Below are 19,212 nucleotides of genomic sequence, written 5' to 3' on the forward strand. Positions count from 1 at the left end.
ACCGCTTCCGCCGGGGACGCGTCGCGGCCGCCCGGACGCGGCACGGGGGGCGCCCCGGGGTCGCCCGGAGGCGCCGTGGGGCTCGCGTCGGGCTCGGGGCGGACCGTCGGGGGATTCACGTGGTGCTCGTTCCTGTGGTGCTGGGGGTCCGCAGGAGGGAGGCCACCTGCGTCGCGTACGTGTCCATGCCCTCGGCGCCGCTGCCGGGCAGGCCGGTGAGGCCGGGCAGGAGGTCGCCGAAGGCGTTGACCTCGCCGACGGCGAAGCGGCGCCAGCCGGCGGCGGGCAGCAGGTCGACCCCGACGCAGTGCGTGCCGGGGAAGGCCGCCGCGGCGCGCTCGCACACATGGAGCGCGTCGGACCAGCGGGCGCCGGCCGTCTCCACCGCCGACCGTGCCGCGTCCAGGCTGCCGCGGGCCCCGCCCAGATGGAGGTTGGTCATGGGGGAGCGGCTGGTGCGGACCACGGCGTGGGTCGCACGGCCGTCGACGACCACGACCCGCAGGTCGGCCGCACGGCCGTCCTGCGCGGCCTTCGGCAGCCAGCGCTCGATGTGCAGCCCGTCCGGTGCGAGCGCGTCGACGACGGCCGCGACCCCGCTCTCCGTCGTGTAGCGCCGCACCCGCAGGGAGTTGAAGAGGCGGCCGTCCGCGGTGCGTTCCACGGACGTGGTCGCGTGCACCCGCCCCGCGCCGTCGGTCTCGACCGCGAGCACACCCGAGGCGGAGGAGCCGTGGGCGAGCTTGACGAAGACCCGGCGAAGACCGGCGTCCGCCATCAGGGACCGGACGTCGTCCCAGCCCCGGACGGGGGGTGCGGCCGGCCCGGAGGTGGGGGAGTCCGGCACCGGGACCCCCGCTTCCCGCAGCCGTGCGTGGGCCAGGCGCTTGTCGAACAGGACCGCGAGGTCGGCGGGTTCGTCGAGCAGGACCGCCCCGGCGGCGTCCACGGTGCGGGCGAGCTCCGCCGTGGCGGCGGTGAAGGCCCGGTACCAGCGGGCCGTTCCCTCCACCCGGGTCGGGTCGTCGGTGCCGCGCAGCAGCCGGTCCACGTCGGTGTCCTCGCCGGGCGAGTCCAGCCGGACCGTCTCGCCCGGCCGGAACGCGGCGTCGCCCCGCAGGACGTCCAGCCAGGGCACCACCCGCGCCTCGGGCAGCCCGGCGGCCCGCACGGCGTCGAGGAAGAACGCGACACGGCGGTTGGCCGGGTTGCCGACGACGGCGAGGCGCGGGGCGGTGGTCATTCCGCGACCGCGACGTACCGGTAGGTCTCGCCGTCGCGGTACGACTCCGGCACCTGACGGTCGCCGACGTCGACCCGCACACCGTGCGGGGCGAGGGCGTCGACGATCCGCTCGCTCATCTCCTCGGAGAGGTAGTGGTGTGCGAGGCCGAGGTGTCCCAGGTGCGTGAGCGGCTGACCCGCGAGCAGCGCCGCCGCGCCCTCGTCGGTGAGCGTGCCCATCGACAGGTCGAGGCGTTCGAGCCGACCGACCACCGGGGCGCCCGCCACGGCGGCGGCGATCCCGTCCTGCGCGTCGCTGTTGCGCAGTCCGAGACTGCGCAGGGCGGGGAAGGCGGTGCCGGCGAGCAGCGGCCCCAGGTCGGCGGGCGTGCTGTCGCCGCCGTACTGGTCCGTGCCGAGCCAGAGTTCGAGGTTCTCCAGGGCGGGCAGGGCGCTGCCCGCGATCCCGCGCACCACGTCGGAGCCCAGCCCGCCCGACTCGACCACGAGGGTGTGCAGCGCGGTGTGCTCGATCGCCGGGAAGGCGAGGTTGCTGCCGCCCCGCACGCCGAACTCCCGCAGCCCGGGGTACGCGGCCAGCAGGGGGGTCACGTCGGACTGCTGGATCCACGAGATCTCGCAGTCCTCGAACGTCATGTCGCCGAGGAATAGCGCTTCGAGCCCGGTGAGGCGGTTGTTGGCGCCGACGAGCGCGGTGACGATCTCGGCGGAGGAGTTCTCGTACGCCTCGTCCCAGCCGCCGACCACCAGCGCACGGACCTGCCGGACGTCGACGCCGGCGAGGAAGCGGGCGAAGACCTGCTCCCACTGCTCGTCGTCCGCCTCGCAGTACGTCGGGGCGGAGACGCGCCAGGCGACGGAGGCGGCGTCCGGCAGCCCGACCGAGGAGCCGAGCTCCGGGAAGTCGAACACGGGCAGGCCGTGGAGCTCCTGCAGGTGGCTCGAAATGGTCATGAGTGCTCCAGACACCGGACGGCGTTGATCGGCTGTTGCGAGAGTTCTACCAAGCCGCACCGACACCCCCGCGCGCCGGGGCGTCCGGTGGCCCCCGGCGGCCGCGGAGACCGGGCCGGCCGCGCCTAGGGCGTGTTGCGAAAGTCCCTCCCCCTGGGCTTCGCCCGGGAGGTGCCCCCACCTGGCGACGCCTGGCACGCACTCCCCCGTAGCCCTTCGGGCACGGGAGGGGCCCCCACGCCGCGTTGTCGGGATCGCCCGAGTACGCCCCGTACGAGGGCGACCCTCCGCCTTGCGAGCGCACGCACCAGACGCCGCCGGGCCCGCCCTTCGGGCGGACGGCGCTACTTTCGCAACACGCCCTAGGGCCTGTCTTCAAAGTCCCGCCTGGCTCGCGGCGCCCGGTACCGCGCCTCGCTGCGTTGTCGAAGCGTCTGAGTACGTCCAGTACGCGGACGCTCCTCCGCCTTGCGATGCACGGCACCGGACACCGCGAGCCCGACCGGCGCTACTTTGAAGACAGGCCCTAGCACGGTCGGCGACGGGCCGCGGGCGACAGCATTCTGACGACACGTCACCTACGGAATGGGTGTCGCGGGAGCTGCGGCCGGTTCGCCGTCGACACCGGGCCGACGGGCTCGGGGTGCCGCCAGGACAGGACCTAGGCGCCTGCCGCCGCGCCGCGCGACCGGGCCGCGGCGCGGGGCTGCCCGGACCGGTCGGGGGCCGGCAGGCCCAGTTCACGGGTGAGCGCGGCGTCGGCCCACTCCAGCATCGCGGCCCGCGACAGCGAGCCCGCGTAGGAGGTCATCTGCACGGCGAGCCCGTCCAGGAACGCCGTCAGCCGCCAGGCCGCCGCCGCCGGGTCCTCGCAGGAGAACTCGCCGGCCGCCGTGCCCTCGGCGATCACCTCGGTCAGCGCCGCCTTCCACTGCTGGTCGAGGGCCCCGGCGACCTCGCGCAGCGCCGGTTCGCGCAGGGCCGCCGCCCAGCCCTCGATCCACAGCCGCCAGCCCTTGGCCTGCCCCGTGGGGGCGTACCACCGGACCGCGGCGCGCAGCCGCCGCTCCGCCGACGTGCGGCGGCCGAGCATCTTGCGCAGATGGGCCAGGTCGCCCTCGGCGGCGTAGGCGAAGGCCTCGGCGACCAGCTTCTCCTTGGTGGAGAAGTGGTAGAGCACGAGCGCGTTGCTCACGCCGAGCGCGGAGGCGACGTCGGCGATCCGCACGGCCGCGACCCCGCGGACCTCGATCTGCCGGACGGCGGCCCGGAGGAGTTCCTCCCGCCGCTCCGCCACGCTCAACCGCACTCTCGCCACGCCGTGCAGCCTACACAGATCCCTGACACGGGCATGATCATCCGGCCGGTACGGGCGGAGCCGGGCGGGATGCCGACCCGCCGGCCGGCGGATCAGTACCAGCCGTAGCGCTCCGCGATCTCCGGCAGCCGCTCCTCGACCAGCGCGTGCGCCGCCGCGCGCGGCGTGGTGCCCGCCGCCTCCGACCGGTCCAGGATCCGCCCCACCAGGGACCGCATCGCCCGCCGGACCTGCGCGAACGCCTGGTCCGCGTCGGCCTCGACGTCCCCGAAGAGCGTCCACCACCACCAGGCGTTCGTGCCGGAATTGACCACGACGTCCGGCAGGACCACGACCCCGCGCGCGGTCAGCCGCTCCTCCGCCTCCGCGAGGACCGGCATGTTCGCCGCCTCGACGATCCAGCGGGCCCGGATCCGCTCCTGCGCCTCGGTGTCGATCGCGTACGAGACCGCCGCCGGCACCAGCACCTCGGCGTCCGCCGACAGCCAGGCGTCGGCGCCCTCCTCCCGGTCCCCGGGCCGCAGCACCGAGCGGTCCACGGTCCCGTGCGCGTCGCGGGCCGCGAGCAGCGCCTCGACGTCGAGACCGTCGGGGTTCACGATCGAGCCCTTCACGTCGGCGACGGCCACCACCCGCAGGCCGGCCCGGTCCAGGAAGCGGGCCGTGGCGCCGCCCATCGTCCCGAGGCCCTGCACCGAGACCCGGGTCCCGGCGTGCGGGACGCCCGCCCGGTCCAGCGCCGTGAGCGCCGCCTCGGCGACCCCGCAGCCCCCCACCAGCTCGTCGAGCCCGATGCCGTCCACCTCCACGGCGAAGGCGTCGGCGAGCCGCCGGCGGGCCTCCTCCTCGTCGTCGAGCAGCGGGTAGACGGCCTGGATCGAGGAGACAAGCCCCGCCTCGGCCGCCGCCCGGTCGACCAGGTCCTGGGTCAGCCCGAGGTCCTCGCCGGTGGTCCAGAAGCGCTCGATGAAGGGCCGCATCGCCCGCAGGTAGCGGACCAGGACGCCGTACGCCTCGGGAGAGCGGGGATCGCAGTCGATCCCGCCCTTGGCGCCGCCGAGCGGGACGTACCGGTTCCACGGGTCGTAGTGCAGGGCCTCCTTCATGGTCATGCCCCGGGCGAGACCGGTGACCTCCTCGGCCGTGCAGCCCTCCCGCATCCGCAGCCCGCCGCTGGCCACCCCGCGGACCAGCCGGTCCACGACCAGATGGCCGCGGCGGCCGGTGACGTGGTCGGTCCAGTCGACGGACAGCAGCGGGGCGGTGCTCATGGACGTACTCCTCCGGTGACACGGGGTGCGGCTACTGAATGGCGGTTCAGTATGGCCCATCGTCCGGCCAGGAACGCCGCGGGCCGCTCATAATGGAACGACCCCGACCCTCAGGAGGTCCTGTGACCGGCACTGGATCCGACCGAACGCTGCGGGCCCGGCTGCGCGCCCTGCGGCCGGAAGCCTTCGGCGCCGACCCGACGGGCGCGCGCCTGGAGCGCATCCGCCGTTCGCCGAATTTCGCGGACGGGGTGTTCCAGAACCCCGTGTCGGCCCGGCACCGGCCTTCCGGTTCCACCGTCGAGTTCGCCAAGGTCTACTTCGAGAAGGAGGCGCGGGCGCGCCGGGCACCCCAGGGCCCGATCCCCGTGCACGCCACCACCCTCGCCGACCTGGCGAAGCCGGCTGCCTCCGGGCTGCGCATCACCTGGATGGGGCACTCCACCGTCCTGGCCGAGATCGACGGCCGCCGGGTGCTCTTCGACCCCGTGTGGGGCGAGCGCTGCTCCCCCTTCCCCTTCGTCGGCCCCAAGCGGCTGCACGCCGTGCCGGTGCCCCTCGCCGAGCTCGGCCCCGTCGACGTCGTCGTGATCTCCCACGACCACTACGACCATCTGGACCTGCCCACGATCAAGGCGCTGGCCTCGACCGACACGGTCTTCGCGGTCCCCTTGGGCGTCGGCGCCCATCTGGAGCGGTGGGGGGTGCGCGCCGACCGGCTGCGCGAGCTGGACTGGAACGAGACCGCCGAGGTCGGGGAGCTGCGCCTGACGGCGACGCCCGCCCGCCACTTCTGCGGGCGCGGCCTGCGCAACCAGCAGCACACCCTCTGGGCGTCCTGGGTCGTGGCCGGCCCCGAGCACCGGATCTACCACAGCGGCGACACCGGCTACTTCCCCGGCTTCGCCGAGATCGGCGCCGCGCACGGCCCCTTCGACGTGACCATGATCCAGATCGGCGCCTACTCCGAGTACTGGCCCGACATCCACATGACCCCGGCCGAGGGCATGCAGGCCCACCTCGACCTCCAGGGCGGGCGGTCGCACGGTGTGATGATGCCGATCCACTGGGGCACCTTCAACCTCGCGCCACACCCGTGGGGCGAGCCGGAGGAGTGGACGAAGGACGCGGCCGACGAGGCGGGGCAGGCGGCCGCCTTCCCCACCCCCGGACTGCCCTTCGAACCCTCCGGCAAGCTGCCCGCGGAGACCTGGTGGCGGACCGTGTCCCACCCGCTCACCCCCACGTGGCGGCGCGCGCAGGCGCCCCTGGACGTGACCCCCGAGGTGCGGTCCGGGTCTGCGGACCTGGACGCGGCGGTCTGAGCCGTCGGACCGGGCCCGTCCCCCTCCCCGGTAGGGGTGGCGGGCGGGCCCGGCCGCCCGGTCAGCTCCGGCAGACCGGCGCGTAGGGGACCTCCCCGCCCACGTACTGCCGCCACTCCTCCTCGGTCAGGTCACGGCCGACGACCTGACAGACCCGCTTGCGCAGATCGGTCTCCTCGAGGTTCCACAGGGCCACGTTGAAGGTCCAGTAGTTGTACGTCGCCATGATCCCGCCGTCCGCGGGGGCGTCGGCGGACAGGAACGGCGCCCCCATGGTCCACTCGTCCCGCGGGGTCATGGTGTTCAGCCCGAAGACGGCACTGCGCGATTTGCCCGACACCAGCAGCAGGCCCTGCCCCGGAATCTCCGTGAGGTCCAGGACGAACTGGAGCTCACCGTCGAAGGCCCGGCCGCGCCGCTGCAGGTCCGCGGTGAAGAAGGTGACCGCCCCCGCACCGGAGCCCACGACCACCTGGCCGTCCCGCATCACCTCGACCTTCGCGATCGCCGTCCCGCCCGTCAGCCGCCGGGTGGCCGTCACCGACATGTCGGAGGTCCGCAGGGCGACGACGGAAGGCTCGGCGACGCTTCCCTTGCTGATGACGGCGTAGAGCCGGTCCGCGCCCTCGCCGCCCCCGCCGAGCGCCGTGACGCCCGCCGCGAGCCGCCGGCTTCCCGCGCTCCGCCACGTACCGCCCGACACCGTGAAGCGCCGGACCTCGCCGTCGCTGTAGCCGGCGTAGAGATCGCGGTCGACGAAGGCCACGTGCCGCAGTCCGGCCTTCTTCGGCAGCGGCACCGGCGTCAGGCGCCGCTCGGTGAGGTTCCAGAGGGCCAGGTCGCGGCTGCGCTCCCCCTTCCTGCTGTACAGGACCGCGGCCCAGGGGCCGTTCCTGCTGGTGGCGAGTTCCCTGCTGGTGCTGTCCTTCGGCAGGGCCAGGCGGTGGTAGCGCTTCGGATCCTCCATGGTCTCCGACGTGAGGTCCTTCGCACGCGGCAGCAGGTACAGGGCCGGACCGGCGCGCAGCACGAGGTCCTGGCCCGCCCAGGCGAGCGACCCCATTCCGCCGTAGAACCGGTTCCACGCCCGTGTGGCGGCGGAATGGCCGCCGTCGTGGAGTTCGGCCACCCCGCCGTGGTGCCGCAGCACGATGCCGTCGGCCATCACGGACGGCCCTGCCTTGGGGTAGCCGTACTCCTGGGCCCGTCGCTCCGCGTTCCACCCGTAGGTGCCTCCGAGGCTGTCCGACAGCCTCGTCGCACTCAGGTGCGCCCCGTCGTCGGCGGAGGCGATCGAGACCGTCTCGTACGGGCCGCGGTCGGCGATGACGGTCTCGGGCCTGTTCGGACCGAGGGTGAGCAACTGGGCGCCGCGGGTCGCGGCGGCCGTCACCCCGCCGTCCTCCACGGCTCCGTGCAGGACGACGTCCTCGGGCGCGGTGAGCACCACGGACCGGGCGCAGGTCCTCAGGTCCACCCGGACGACCTCCCTGCCCTTGGTGAGCAGGACCGTGCCCCCGCCCGCCCGCATCGCCCGCGCGCTGCCGCGCTCGGGGCAGCGGCGCGGAGCGGCGTCCAGGTGCCGCACGTCGTAGGCGAGCAGGCCGATCGTGTCCACGTACGCCACGAGCGACCGCCTGTCCGAGGTGAACTCCAGGTGGTCGACCTTGTTGCGCTCGCTGTGCAGGGGCCCGGGGTCGGAGGGGATCGGCAGCGCGGTCCGGCTCGCGACCGACCACGACCGGTTCTTGTTCTCCACGACGGTGAGGCGCAGGTCGCTCGTCGCGAAGGCCACCCGCTGGCCGAGGGGCGACACGGCGAGGCCGTTCACGAACACCCCGGGGGCCGTCGGCTCCACGCCGCTCCCCTTCTGGTGCCACACCACGTCCCCGGACTTGGTGGACACGATGTCCACGGCACCCGTGCTGGTGGACAAGGCGCCCCAGGCCCCGTCGCGCGACAGGGCGAGCCGCTCGAACCGCCCTTCCCCGGGCCGCAGGATCCTGCGCAGCGTGGAACCCTCGCCGGCCATGGTGACGAGGGCGTCGGTCCTGTCGCCCGCCTGCCCGGCGATGTCGTCGCTGGCCATGGCCAGCAGGAGGCCCAGCCCCGGGTCCACGTTGCCGTCCTGGGCGTACGCCTCGTCCCGGACCCTGGCGGCGGTGTCGCGCAGCCTCTGGTCCTCCCGCTGGCCGTTCCAGACCAGGAGGCCCGCAGTCAGCCCCACCGCCAGCACGACGATGCCCACCGCGGAGACGCGCAGCATTCCCCGGCGGTCGCGCACGCGGCTCCGTCGGGCCGCCTCACGCCACCCGGGAACGCCGACGATCGTGGTCGACGGGGTCCGCGTGTGCTGCAGGGCCTCCCGCAGGTCGGCATCCGGCACCACGACCCGGTCGAGGTCCGCGGCGGCGGCCAGCTTGTTGCGGTAGCCGGTCACCCCGACCATCCGGCCCCCGCCGTCCAGGCCGCCGACGACGGCGGTCGAGCCGCGGAGGCGTCTGACCGTCAGCGGCCCCCGCACCCGTCGGTTCCTCCGACGCAGCTCGTCGACCAGGACCGTGAACGCCGCCGTCAGGCTGATGTCTTGGACGTGGTCCACCGGTGCGTCGACGTCGGCCAGCGACCAGAGGACCGTGCCCCGCCCTGTGCCGCGGCGCGGACGGGCGGTCCGCCAGGCGGTCTCCAGGCCGGACCGGAACCGGTCGTCCGCGCTGAACAGGAGCATCGACCACGGGTCCGGGACCAGGGCGGCCGGCAGGCCGCGCAGCGTCGCGGCCCGCAGCGTCGCCCGGATCCCGCGGTCGCCGCGGTCCAGCAGGACGTCGACGGTCGCCGACGCGCCCTTCTTCGGATCCTCCATCTGCAGGGCGAGCAGCCACACGAACAGGGTGGTCCCGTGCGGGTCGGAGCCGAGTGCCGCCACGACGGCGGACAGCCGTGTGCAGCGGGCGCACGCCGGGGCGGACCGCCGGTCGCGGTGGGCGCACGCCGGGGCGGGCCGTCCGGCGGGCCACGGCGCGTCCGCCGCCGCGCGCATGTGTGCCAGCCAGGTCAGCGCGACGGCCAGGTGGTCCGCGAGCCGGTCCTCCTCGTCGACCAGGACCAGCCCCAGCGCGGCCGCGGCCCGCACCGCGCCGGTCACCGGGCCGCAGCCGGCGTACGGCTCCTCGGCGGGGGTGGGGAGGGCGCCCGGCACCGAGCCGTAGCGCTCGGTCAGTGCGTGCAGTTCGAGGCTCCCGTGGCAGAGGGCGCGCAGGGACTCCACGTCCCGGGCGCCGATCAGCGACTGGACGAACTCCAGCAGAAGGGGCGAGCCGGTCAGCGCCCCGTACAGGGCCGACTCCTCCTCGGAGCCGCGCAGTTCCTCCGTGAGCAGGGTCCGGATGTCCTCGACGAAGGTCACGACGCTCCGCCCTCTCCGTCGAGCAGGCGGAGCGCCCGGCGCAGCGGATGCCCCGCGGGGGACAGCTCCGCGGCCGCCCGCCACACGCCGAGGCCCGCGCGATGCGTCCCCGCCAGCGAGGGCAGCAGCTCGTCGGGGGAGACACCGGACAGGCCCCACACGCCCGTCACCGCCTCCTCGGCGCGGAACTCCCCGCGCACCACGGGCACGTCGAGCGTCCCGGAGAGCCACCGCCGGCGGGCCTCCAGCGCCACCCAGTACCGGAGGGTGCCGCCGGGCGACGCCACGACGACCGGGAGGAACGCGCCCCCGTACGCGTCGAGGAGCCGTTCCCGTTCCGGCGTCGCCTCCAGGGTGAGTTCCACCGTCACCTTCAGCCGGCCGCCCGGAGTCGTCTCGGTGCGGACCGTGAACGGTCCGTCCTCCTCGCCGATCCGCTGGACCACCGTCCGGTCGGCCGTGCCCGAGGCCGACTTGGGCAGGGCGGGTTCGAGGGGGACGGCGAAGCCCGCCGGCGTCGCGCTCGTGAGCCGCTCGGCCGCCAGGACCGCCGCGTGCCGCAGGAACGGGTTGACCGTGGCCAGCCGCCGGGCGACCGCGGCGAGAGCCGCCGTCACCGGCGCGGGGAACCGTGCCGGGTCCGCGGCGCGCAGCCCGGCGCAGAGCGCCGTGCCGCCGCGCGCGGCGAGCACCGGATCGGGCTCCGTCAGCCCCTCGTACAGCTGCTCCAGCGGTCCGGTCACGCCGAGCGCCGCGGGCGTCACCCAGTGGCCGAGGTCCAGCGCCTCGGCGGACAGCGACGGCGGCGCGCCGCCGTCGAGCAGGCGGACGACCGCCGACGCCAGCTCCGTCACCGGCTCCCACGGCAGCGAGTGGAAGAGCCCGGGCGGCGGTGCGCCCTCCCGGTCCAGCCGGTGCAGCAGCAGGTAGCGGACCTCCCGGGACAGCGCGGCGAGCGCCGTCAGGTCGTCCGGACCGAAGACGGGGTGGGGCCAGGACGTCTCGGCACGGCCGATCAGCTCGGCGCCGGCCTCGCCGATGCGTAACGGCGCTCCGTGGTCGTCGAGTTCGACGTACGTGACGGCGGTGGCCGGATGGTGCAGGGCGAGCACCGACGACCGGTCCGGTCCCGCCGCCGCGGCGCGCCTGACCCAGCCCTCCGCGAAGAGCGGCAGGTCCCGGGCGTCGGCCCGTTCGTCGCCGTCGTTGATCGGGCTCGTGCCGGGGGCGGGTGGCGGGCCGAGACGGACGACCCAGTCGCTGAGGGGACGGTGCACTCCGGTCACGGCCGCACCTCCAGCAGGGTGGCGAGCAGACCGGCGGCGGCGGGGCCGAGTGCGGCGGCGACGCCGAGCTGCCGTCCCGGGTCGTGGCCGGCGAGCGCCCGGCGATGGTCCCCGGCGAGGCGTTCCCAGTCGGCCGGCGGCAGCCCGTCCCACGCCGTCGCGGGCACATGGGCGAGGCGGGCCGCCGTCGCGCCGAACTCGCAACCGGTGGTGCCGGCCCAGCGCAGCGCGAACTTCACCGCGCGCAGGATGAGCCGGGCCTGGTCGAGCCGGTCCTCGGTGGAGTGGAGCGAGCTGAGACGACGCGGCCGGGCCCGCAGGTCCGCGAGCCCCGCGCCGGTCGGGTCGACCACGGTGTGGCCGAGGGGGTCGTAGTAGAGGCTGTTCACCGTGAAGTCGCGGCAGCGGGCATCGGTCTCGAGGTCGCTGCCGCAGGCCGGGAAGCCGAAGGCGTTCGTCTTCAACGTCCGGTACTCGTAGAGCCGTTCGCCGCCCTGGGGCGGTACGGCCGAGCAGACGAGGGAGTACGGCGACACCTTGGCGCGGAACTCCAGCCCGTTGCGGCGCCGAGCCCGCTTGGACAGGTCGGTGAAGCGGCCCGGCGGGGCCGTGCCCGTGAGGTCGAGGTCGTTGACCTCGGCGGCGGACCCGGCGATCAGGTCCCGGGCGAACCCGCCGGTGAGCCAGAGCAGATGGCGCGACTCGCGCACCTCCTGGACGAGCGGGCCCGCGACCGCTCCCCATGCCGACCCCGGCAGCGCCATGGTCTCCGCGACCGTGTCGGGCAGCGTGGTGTCGAGCTCCTCGGCCCGGTGCACCCGTTCCGGATCCACCCGCTGCACCGGGGTGGCCGCGAGGGTCCGGACGGACCCGGCGTCCATCGGCACGGGCCGGTCGGGCGGTTCGGCGAGGGCCTCGTCGCCGTTCAGCAGCAGCCGGTCGCACGCGGCCTTCGGCTGCGAGGACGGGGCGTAGCCGAAACCGGCGACCGTCCCCTCCTTCGTGACGTCACCGGCCAGGACGGGGCCGGTCGTGTCCCGCTCATCCCACACAGTTCCTCCGCAACGGGACCGGACGTCGTTCGGAGGTCCGGTCCGTGCCGGTCCGACGCGGGAGGTGAGCCGACGGCGGTGGGGGGAGGGGCGGGGCCCCGGCGCCGGGCGGCAACCCAGGTCGGACGATCACCCGCGCGTCCACGGCGCGCGGCTCCCACCACCATCGGGCAAGTAGAGCAACGTAACAGAAATGCCCATCATCCGACCGAAGTTCGCCGGATACCGCCCGGGGGTGTGGGGCCTCGTGCTATGCCCGCGGAGGCCGGGCACGTACGCGACCACCGCGCACGGCCTCACGTACCCCGCACGCGCACGGAGGACGGAAGGGGTCCCGTGCGCCCGCGGGCGCACGCGCGCGGGCCCGCACGACGCGCGTGCGGGCCCGGCGAGCACGGAGTGGTGTGCCGTCAGCTCCAGTCGGGGTGGGCCTCCGAGGCCGAGCCGGTGCTGAGGGAGAAGGCACCGGTGCCGTTCGCGCGGACCACCCAGACCCAGGGGCTCGCGTACGGGCCCCGGACGAAGGACACCCAGCTGCCGTCCGGGGACCAGGACGGGTCCATCTCGTGCGCGGTCGTCTCCACCAGGGCGCGGTCGTCCGTCCCGTCGGTGGCGACGAGCCGGATGTCGCCCTGGGTGCCCTCGCCGTACTTCCCCGCCGTGTACGCGAAGGTGCGGCCGTCCGGCGACCAGACCGGGTCGAACGCCGCGTGCGGCAGCCGCGTCAGCTGCCGTGGGGCGCCGCCCGGCTTCGCCGGGTCCACGACGTGGATCTGCCAGCCGCTGCCGCCCGCCTGCATGCAGACGGCGATCTGCTTGCCGTCGGGGGACCACGCGGGGTCCTCGACCCGTCCGCTGCCGGTCGTGAGCTGCTGCGCCGCACCGTCGGCGACGTTCACCACGAACAGCTGCTGGACGCCGTCCTTCGCGCGCAGCACGGCCAGGCGCTTGCCGTCCGGGGACCAGGAGACCCGGCCCCCGGCGATGGCCGCGATCCGCCGGGTGTTCGAACCGTCGGCGTCCGCGCGCCACACGGACGCGCCGTCGGCGTCGACCCGGGTGTACGCGAACGACCGGCGGTCCGGGGACCACTGCGGGAGCATGACGCACGGCTCTCCGGTGATCAGCCGGACCGGCTTGGGGTTGCCCCGGTCGCGGCGGGAGATCGATCCGTGGCATTTCTGCGGCCAGCCCGGGGCGGTGTCCTCGCGGATCAGCACCGAGTCGGCGGGGAACGGGGCGGGGCCGGTGGCCGTCGGGGTGCCGGGGGTGCCGCCCTTGCCGTCCGACGCACCCGACCACGGCTGCCACACGAGCAGACCGACGGTGGACAGCGCGACCAGCGCGGCGCCGGCGACCAGCGCGGGCGTGCGGCGCCGGCGTACGGGCGGTGCGACGGCCGGGCCGGTCGCCCTGGTGGGTCCGGCCGTTCCCGGTCCCGCCGTTCCCGGTCCCGCCGTTCCCGGTCCCGCCGGGGTCTCGGGGGCGCCGAACACGCCGAGCGTCCCCGGGCCGGCGGCAGGCCACCCGGCACCCGGGGCGGTCACGGTCGGCGACGCGTGCCGGCCGGCCTCTTCCGCGGGATCGGCGGACGACGGCGCCGACGAGGACGCGCTCGGCGGGGTGCTCGCGTCCGGGCCGGTGCCGGTGGGCCCCGAGGGGGTCCGGGCATCCGGCGCGGACGTCGGGCTCACGGACCCGGTCCGGGGATCGACCCGGGGGGCCGCGCTCCGGGGATCGAGGGTCCGCGGATCAGCCGTCCCGTGGGTGGCGCTCTCCGGAGCGGCTCCGGCGGTGGCTCCCGGAGCGCCGGCGCCGCGAGGCGGGACCTCGGGGGCCGTCGGGCCGGAGGGCTTCGCGTTCGACGCCCCGGGTTCCGCGGCCTCCCGGTCCGTGCTCGCGGCAGGGCCGGCCCCCGGTGCCGCCGGCGCGGGTCCGGTCGCGGGCGGACGGCCCGCGTCGTGCCGCGGCAGCAGGACGGTCGCGGCGTCCGGGAGCCACCCGCCGCCGGCCGGGTGGCGGACCGTCAGCCGGCGCAGGAAGTCGCCCGGCGCGGGCCGGTCCGCCGGATCCTTGGACAGGCACTCCGCGACCAGCGTGCGCAGCTCGTCCGGGACCGCGGTCAGGTCCGGCTCCTCGTGCACGATCTTGTAGTGGCGGGCCATCGACGGACCGTCGCCGAAGGGTGAGCCGCCCGCCGCCTGGGCGAGCACCACGCCGAGGGCGAAGACGTCCACCGCGGGGGTGACCAGGCCGCTGATCAGTTGCTCGGGGGCGAGGAAGCCGGGGGTGCCCACCTGGAAGCCGGTCTGCGTCAGCACCGTCCCGTCCAGCGCGCGGGCGATACCGAAGTCGATCACCCGCGGCCCGTCCTCCGCGACGATGATGTTCGCCGGCTTGAGGTCCCGGTGGACCACCCCGGCCCGGTGGATCGACTCCAGCGCCTCCGCCAGTCCGGCGGCCAGCACCGTGAGCGTGTCGGCCGGCAGGGAGCCCACCCGGTCGAGGACCGCGGCCAGGGTCGGCCCAGGGACGAACGCCGTCACCAGCCAGGCCGGATCCCCCTCGGGGTCCGCGTCGACGACCGGGGCGGTGTGGAAGCCGCTCACCCGCTGCGCCGCGGCCACCTCGTCGGCGAACCGCCGCCGGAATCCCGGTTCGGTGCTCAGCTCGGGGCGTACGACCTTCACGGCCACCGCGCGTCCGGACGGGGAGCGGCCGAGATAGACCACCCCCATGCCGCCCTGGCCCAGCCGGTGTGTGAGCTGGTAGCGGCCGTCGCCGACCGAGGCAGGATCGCCAGGCACCAGCGGTTTCATGAGTGTGCACCCCCCGTTCCGCACCGTGAGCGGGTGCTGGCATGTCCTTACCTGGCACGGCGCCGGACAGTCAAGCCGAGCCCGCGTGCCGGGCGAATCGGGACGACGTGCCGCGCACCGGGCGGGACGGTTCGGTCCATTACGGACGGTCACGGCACCGTCGCCCCGGCTTCGACGCGAACGCGAATTCGGACACGGCCGCGGCGGCGGGGCGACCCCGCGCGCGAGGGTCGGCCGGGGCGTGCGGGATCGGGCGCGCGCCGCGGCCGGGCGGCGTCCGGCGGCGTGCCCGAAATTCCGGTCAGGGTCGGTTCCGGCGGTGGGCGGGGGCGTCCGGGGGACTCCGCCGGCTTCCGTTCCGGCCCTCGGCCGCCACACCGTCGAGTTCCGGTCGAATGTTCTCGGCCTGTCGTGCGAACGGTGATACCAGAGTGGGGCGTTCTACGGGTAAGTTTGCCAACTGCGCACCGCACCCGAACGGTTGACGACTACAGTGGGTACTTGGTGATCATCGGTAGGCTCATCACACCCACGTAAGCAGACCCCCGTCGTCCCCCCGTAGTACGCCGATTCCCGGGCACGTACCAAGGACACTCATGTCTCAACTTCGCGCACCTGCCACGCGGTCAGACCGCCGCGAGGGCGGGCGCCACGGCCGGTCAGGCGCCCGCTCCGCTCCCGGCGCCGGGGCCCCCAACCCCGCACAGCGCTCCGCTCCCCTTCCCGCGGAAGCCCGCATACGCCCCCAACTCCTGCGTACCTCCGTGCTGCCGGCCGTCGCCGTGGCACTCGGCGGCGCCGCCGCCGTCCTCTTCACCATCCGCTCCACCGGAGCCAGCCCGACGCCCGGCCTCTGGGCCGCGCTCACGGGTGCCGCGGCCCTCACGGTCGCCTCCGTGACCGCCGCGGCGCTCGGCGCCGACCGGGCCGCCAAGGCCGTGCTCGACCGCTGCAACTCCCTGCGCCGCTCCAGCGCCCGCGGACAGAGCGAGCTGCGCACGATCGTCGAGCAGCTGCGCCGGGGAGAGGGCCCGCCGGTCCGCCCCGCCACGCCGCCCCCGGCCGCGTCCGGTGACGAGTTCGACCTGCTGTCCCAGGAGCTGACCCGGTCCCACGAGGCCGCCGTCGCCGCGGTGGTACAGGCGTCCCGGCTGTCCAGCAGCGTCGGCAACGAACAGAAGGTCGAGGTGTTCGTCAACCTCGCCCGGCGTCTGCAGTCCCTCGTCCACCGCGAGATCCAGCTCCTCGACGAGCTGGAGAACGAGGTCGAGGACCCGGAGCTGCTCAAGGGCCTGTTCCACGTCGACCACCTGGCGACCCGCATCCGCCGCCACGCGGAGAACCTGGCCGTGCTCGGCGGCGCCATCTCCCGCCGCCAGTGGTCGAACCCGGTCACCATGACCGAGGTGCTGCGCTCCTCCATCGCCGAGGTCGAGCAGTACCCGCGCGTCAAGCTCGTTCCCCCGATCGACGGAACGCTCCGCGGCCACGCCGTCGCCGACGTCATCCACCTGCTCGCCGAGCTGGTCGAGAACGCCACGCTGTTCTCCGCCCCGCACACCACCGTGCTGATGCGCGCCCAGTACGTCACCGCCGGCCTCGCCATCGAGGTCGAGGACCGCGGACTGGGCATGCCGGTCACCGAGCAGAACAAGATGAACGCGCTCCTCGCCGACCCCGACCAGGTCAACGTCGCCCACCTGCTCCAGGACGGGCGCATCGGACTGTTCGTGGTCTCGGCCCTCGCGCGACGCCACGGCATCGCGGTTCGTCTGCAGTCGAACATCTACGGCGGGGTCCAGGCGGTCCTCGTCCTGCCGCAGGGGCTGCTCGGCGCCGAGCCGGACCGCCTCACCCAGAGCGAGCCCCAGACGGGCGCCGCAGCCCAGGCCCAGGCCCAGTCCCAGGTCCCCCCGGGACAGCTGCCGCCCCTCCCGGCTCAGTCGGCCCCCGCGGTCCCGGCCGCGCCGCCCGTCCCCGACACCGTGCCGGCGCCCCGGCACGCGCCCGTCCCGGCTCCCGCCCCTGCGCCCGAGCCCTATCCCGCCCACCGGCCGCTGACGTACACCACCGCGGCCCCCGCGCTCCCGCTCCAGGCGGCGGACGAGGGCCCGGCCCCCGCCGCCGTTCCCACCCCCGGACCGGCGCGCGACGGCGGCCCCTTGCCCGTACGGGGCGAGCACACCGAGCACTCCCGCACCGCAGGCGCGTACCTGCCCGCGCAGACGCCCGCCGTCCCCCCGGCTCCGCGTCCGCAGGCACCGGGCCGCCCCCTGCTCCCCAAGCGGCGTGCCCAGGAGCACCTCGTCCCCCAGCTGCGCGAGGAGCCCACGGTCCGCAAGCCCGAGGAACACGCCCTGCACGACCCCGGTCTGATGGCTGCCTTCCAGCGTGGCATCGGACTCGCAGAATCCCAGCCCCCGGCCCATGAACCGCAGCGTCCCGGCGACGCGCACAAGGAGTAGATGCACCATGGTCAGCAACTCGCCGACCGGCCATTCCTCGGATCTCGACTGGCTGCTGAGCGGTCTGGTCCAGCGGGTCCCCTACACCCGCAACGCGGTCCTGCTCTCCTCCGACGGCCTGGTCAAATCCGTCCACGGCCTCGACACCGACGCGGCCGACCACATGGCCGCCCTGGCCTCCGGGCTGTACTCGCTCGGCCGGAGCGCCGGTGCGCGGTTCGGCGACGGCGGCGAGGTCCGCCAGGTCGTCGTCGAACTCGACTCCACCCTGCTGTTCGTCTCCACCGCCGGTTCCGGCACCTGCCTGGCGGTGCTCGCCGGCCGCGAGGCGGACGCCGCCGTACTCGGCTACGAGATGGCGATGCTGGTCAAGAGCGTGCGGCCGTACCTGGTCACGCCCGCCAGACAGGCCGCCGGCGCGGCGGGCAGCACGGGGCTGTGAGCGTGATGTCCCAGGAGGGGCCCTGGCTCGACGACGCGGCCGGGCGGCTGATCCGCCCGTACACCGTGAGCGGCGGCCGGACCAAGCCCACCACCGCACTGGATCTCCTGTCGATGGTGATGGCGACGGGCTCCTCCCCGCAGGGGCACATGGGTCCCGAGCACAGTCTGGCCCTCGGGCTGTGCGACGGACCCACCTCGGTGGCGGAGGTCGCGGCGCACTTACGGCTGCCCGCGGTCGTCACCAAGGTCCTCCTCTCCGACCTCGTGGACTGCGGGGCGCTCACCGCCCGGGCGCCCCGCTTCCACGCCAATCCAACCGACCGTTCCTTGCTGGAGGCAGTGCTCGATGGCCTACGACAACGGCTCTGAGCGCCACGAGAGTTTCGCGTCCGACCCCTTCCCCACCGCGCTGAAGATCCTGGTGGCGGGCGGCTTCGGTGTCGGCAAGACCACCTTCGTGGGCGCGGTCAGCGAGATCGAACCGCTGAGCACCGAGGAGCTGCTGACCCAGGTCAGCGCGGGCACCGACAGCCTGGTGGGGGTCGAGTCCAAGACGACGACCACCGTCGCGATGGACTTCGGGCGCATCACCCTCGACGACCGCAACGTGCTCTACCTGTTCGGCACCCCGGGCCAGGAACGCTTCTGGTTCATGTGGGACGAACTCTCCGAGGGCGCCCTCGGAGCCGTCGTCCTCGCCGACACCCGCCGCCTGGAGGACTGCTTCTCGGCGGTCGACTTCTTCGAGCGCCGGGGGATCGGGTTCGTCGTCGCGGTCAACGAGTTCGACGGCGCCTACCGCTACGAGCCGGACGAGGTGCGGGCGGCGCTCGACCTCAAGCCCGAGGTGCCGGTCGTCCTGTGCGACGCCCGGATCTCCAGCGCCGGCATCCGCACCCTCCTCACCCTCGTCCAGCATCTCCTCACCACCATCCCGGCCGCCGTGCCGAGCTACGGAGCCACGACATGACCTACGACCCGACCGGTCATCTTCTGTTGACCCCCGTCGACCGGGAAGCGCCCGTCCGTGTCCAGCGGCTGCGCGAACTGGGTCTCGGGGAGCGGCCGGAGCAGGCCTTCGACGACTTCGCCCACCGCCTCGCGGAGGTGACCGGAGCCCCGTACTCCATGGTCAACTTCATCGACGAGAACCGGCAGTTCTTCGCCGGCCTGCACACCCCGGCCGGCACCCACTCGGGCAGCGACCTGGGCGCGGCTGCGGCCGGCGGCAACGTGGGCCGGTTCATGGCACGCGACCACGGCTACTGCCCGCACGTCGTGGTGCGCCGCAAGGCGCTCGTCCTGGAGGACGTCTGCGACTACCCGCGCTTCGCGGGGAACCCGGTCGTCGACGAGATCGGCATCCGCTCCTACATGGGCGCGCCGCTGATCGACCGTACCGGCGTGGCGCTCGGCACGATCTGCGTGGTCGACACCGACGTGCGGCCGTGGGGCCGGGCGGGCCTGGAGACGATCAAGACACTGGCCGCGGAGCTGGTGGAGCAGATCCACCGCCGCGAGGACGGAATGCTCTGAGCACGGTGTGAACCCGCGCGCGGGTGGCGCCCCGGAACGGCGAAGGCCGGGCCGGGGCGCGTTCTTCTTCTCGGGGACGTTCGGGAGGGGA

14 protein-coding genes are annotated in these 19,212 nt (G+C 74.7%); 6 read left to right on the forward strand and 8 right to left on the reverse strand.

The window, feature by feature from the left end; all coding sequences use genetic code 11:
• Positions 1-115: 115 nt before the first annotated feature.
• The 4 genes from ACGFZF_RS12195 to ACGFZF_RS12210 all read right to left on the reverse strand — a co-directional run bounded on the left by ACGFZF_RS12195 (position 116) and on the right by ACGFZF_RS12210 (position 4,788).
• A complete protein-coding gene (locus ACGFZF_RS12195) occupies positions 116-1,243 on the reverse strand; it encodes an STM4014 family protein (RefSeq protein ID WP_393553589.1) in 1,128 nt (375 codons plus the stop codon).
• Positions 1,240-2,199, reverse strand: a complete 960-nt coding sequence (locus ACGFZF_RS12200; RefSeq protein WP_393553591.1) for an STM4015 family protein — start codon at positions 2,197-2,199, stop codon at positions 1,240-1,242. The genes ACGFZF_RS12195 and ACGFZF_RS12200 overlap by 4 nt, the downstream gene beginning before the upstream one ends.
• 661 nt (positions 2,200-2,860) lie before the next feature.
• Positions 2,861-3,517 (reverse strand): TetR/AcrR family transcriptional regulator, encoded by a 657-nt coding sequence (locus ACGFZF_RS12205; protein WP_393553593.1) that lies wholly within the window; start codon positions 3,515-3,517, stop codon positions 2,861-2,863.
• Positions 3,518-3,609: 92 nt separating this feature from the next.
• Positions 3,610-4,788 (reverse strand): Glu/Leu/Phe/Val dehydrogenase dimerization domain-containing protein, encoded by a 1,179-nt coding sequence (locus ACGFZF_RS12210; protein WP_393553595.1) that lies wholly within the window; start codon positions 4,786-4,788, stop codon positions 3,610-3,612.
• A gap of 92 nt (positions 4,789-4,880) precedes the next feature.
• Between ACGFZF_RS12210 and ACGFZF_RS12215 the strand changes: the two genes are divergently transcribed.
• Positions 4,881-6,113 carry an MBL fold metallo-hydrolase gene (locus ACGFZF_RS12215; protein WP_393553597.1) on the forward strand — a complete coding sequence of 411 codons (1,233 nt, stop codon included), beginning with the start codon at positions 4,881-4,883 and terminating at the stop codon, positions 6,111-6,113.
• 61 nt (positions 6,114-6,174) lie between these two features.
• Here ACGFZF_RS12215 and ACGFZF_RS12220 read toward each other — a convergent pair whose 3' ends face one another.
• The 4 genes from ACGFZF_RS12220 to ACGFZF_RS12235 all read right to left on the reverse strand — a co-directional run bounded on the left by ACGFZF_RS12220 (position 6,175) and on the right by ACGFZF_RS12235 (position 14,664).
• Positions 6,175-9,519, reverse strand: coding sequence for a hypothetical protein (locus ACGFZF_RS12220; RefSeq protein ID WP_393553599.1), 3,345 nt, complete (start codon positions 9,517-9,519; stop codon positions 6,175-6,177).
• Positions 9,516-10,805, reverse strand: coding sequence for a hypothetical protein (locus tag ACGFZF_RS12225; RefSeq protein WP_393553601.1), 1,290 nt, complete (start codon positions 10,803-10,805; stop codon positions 9,516-9,518). The genes ACGFZF_RS12220 and ACGFZF_RS12225 overlap by 4 nt, the downstream gene beginning before the upstream one ends.
• Entirely contained in the window at positions 10,802-11,857 is a 1,056-nt protein-coding gene (locus ACGFZF_RS12230; RefSeq protein ID WP_393553603.1) for a hypothetical protein, read from the reverse strand. The genes ACGFZF_RS12225 and ACGFZF_RS12230 overlap by 4 nt, the downstream gene beginning before the upstream one ends.
• 410 nt (positions 11,858-12,267) lie before the next feature.
• A complete protein-coding gene (locus ACGFZF_RS12235) occupies positions 12,268-14,664 on the reverse strand; it encodes a protein kinase (RefSeq protein ID WP_393553605.1) in 2,397 nt (798 codons plus the stop codon).
• A gap of 608 nt (positions 14,665-15,272) precedes the next feature.
• Between ACGFZF_RS12235 and ACGFZF_RS12240 the strand changes: the two genes are divergently transcribed.
• Genes ACGFZF_RS12240 through ACGFZF_RS12260 form a run of 5 tightly spaced genes read left to right on the forward strand, consistent with a single transcriptional unit; the run spans position 15,273 to position 19,121 of the window.
• On the forward strand, positions 15,273-17,141 hold the full coding sequence (locus tag ACGFZF_RS12240) for a sensor histidine kinase (RefSeq protein WP_393553607.1): 1,869 nt from the start codon (positions 15,273-15,275) through the stop codon (positions 17,139-17,141).
• 7 nt (positions 17,142-17,148) lie between these two features.
• Complete coding sequence (locus ACGFZF_RS12245) at positions 17,149-17,583, forward strand: roadblock/LC7 domain-containing protein (RefSeq protein WP_147976497.1); 435 nt, start codon at positions 17,149-17,151, stop codon at positions 17,581-17,583.
• 5 nt (positions 17,584-17,588) lie between these two features.
• Complete coding sequence (locus tag ACGFZF_RS12250) at positions 17,589-17,954, forward strand: DUF742 domain-containing protein (protein WP_147976650.1); 366 nt, start codon at positions 17,589-17,591, stop codon at positions 17,952-17,954.
• On the forward strand, positions 17,932-18,555 hold the full coding sequence (locus ACGFZF_RS12255; RefSeq protein ID WP_393553609.1) for an ATP/GTP-binding protein: 624 nt from the start codon (positions 17,932-17,934) through the stop codon (positions 18,553-18,555). The genes ACGFZF_RS12250 and ACGFZF_RS12255 overlap by 23 nt, the downstream gene beginning before the upstream one ends.
• Positions 18,552-19,121 carry a GAF domain-containing protein gene (locus ACGFZF_RS12260; protein ID WP_356600292.1) on the forward strand — a complete coding sequence of 190 codons (570 nt, stop codon included), beginning with the start codon at positions 18,552-18,554 and terminating at the stop codon, positions 19,119-19,121. Before ACGFZF_RS12255 ends, ACGFZF_RS12260 begins: the two co-directional genes overlap by 4 nt.
• Positions 19,122-19,212 lie beyond the last annotated feature (91 nt).

The sequence above is a fragment of the Streptomyces sp. NPDC048338 genome, from assembly GCF_043201055.1.
GTDB lineage: Bacteria > Actinomycetota > Actinomycetes > Streptomycetales > Streptomycetaceae > Streptomyces.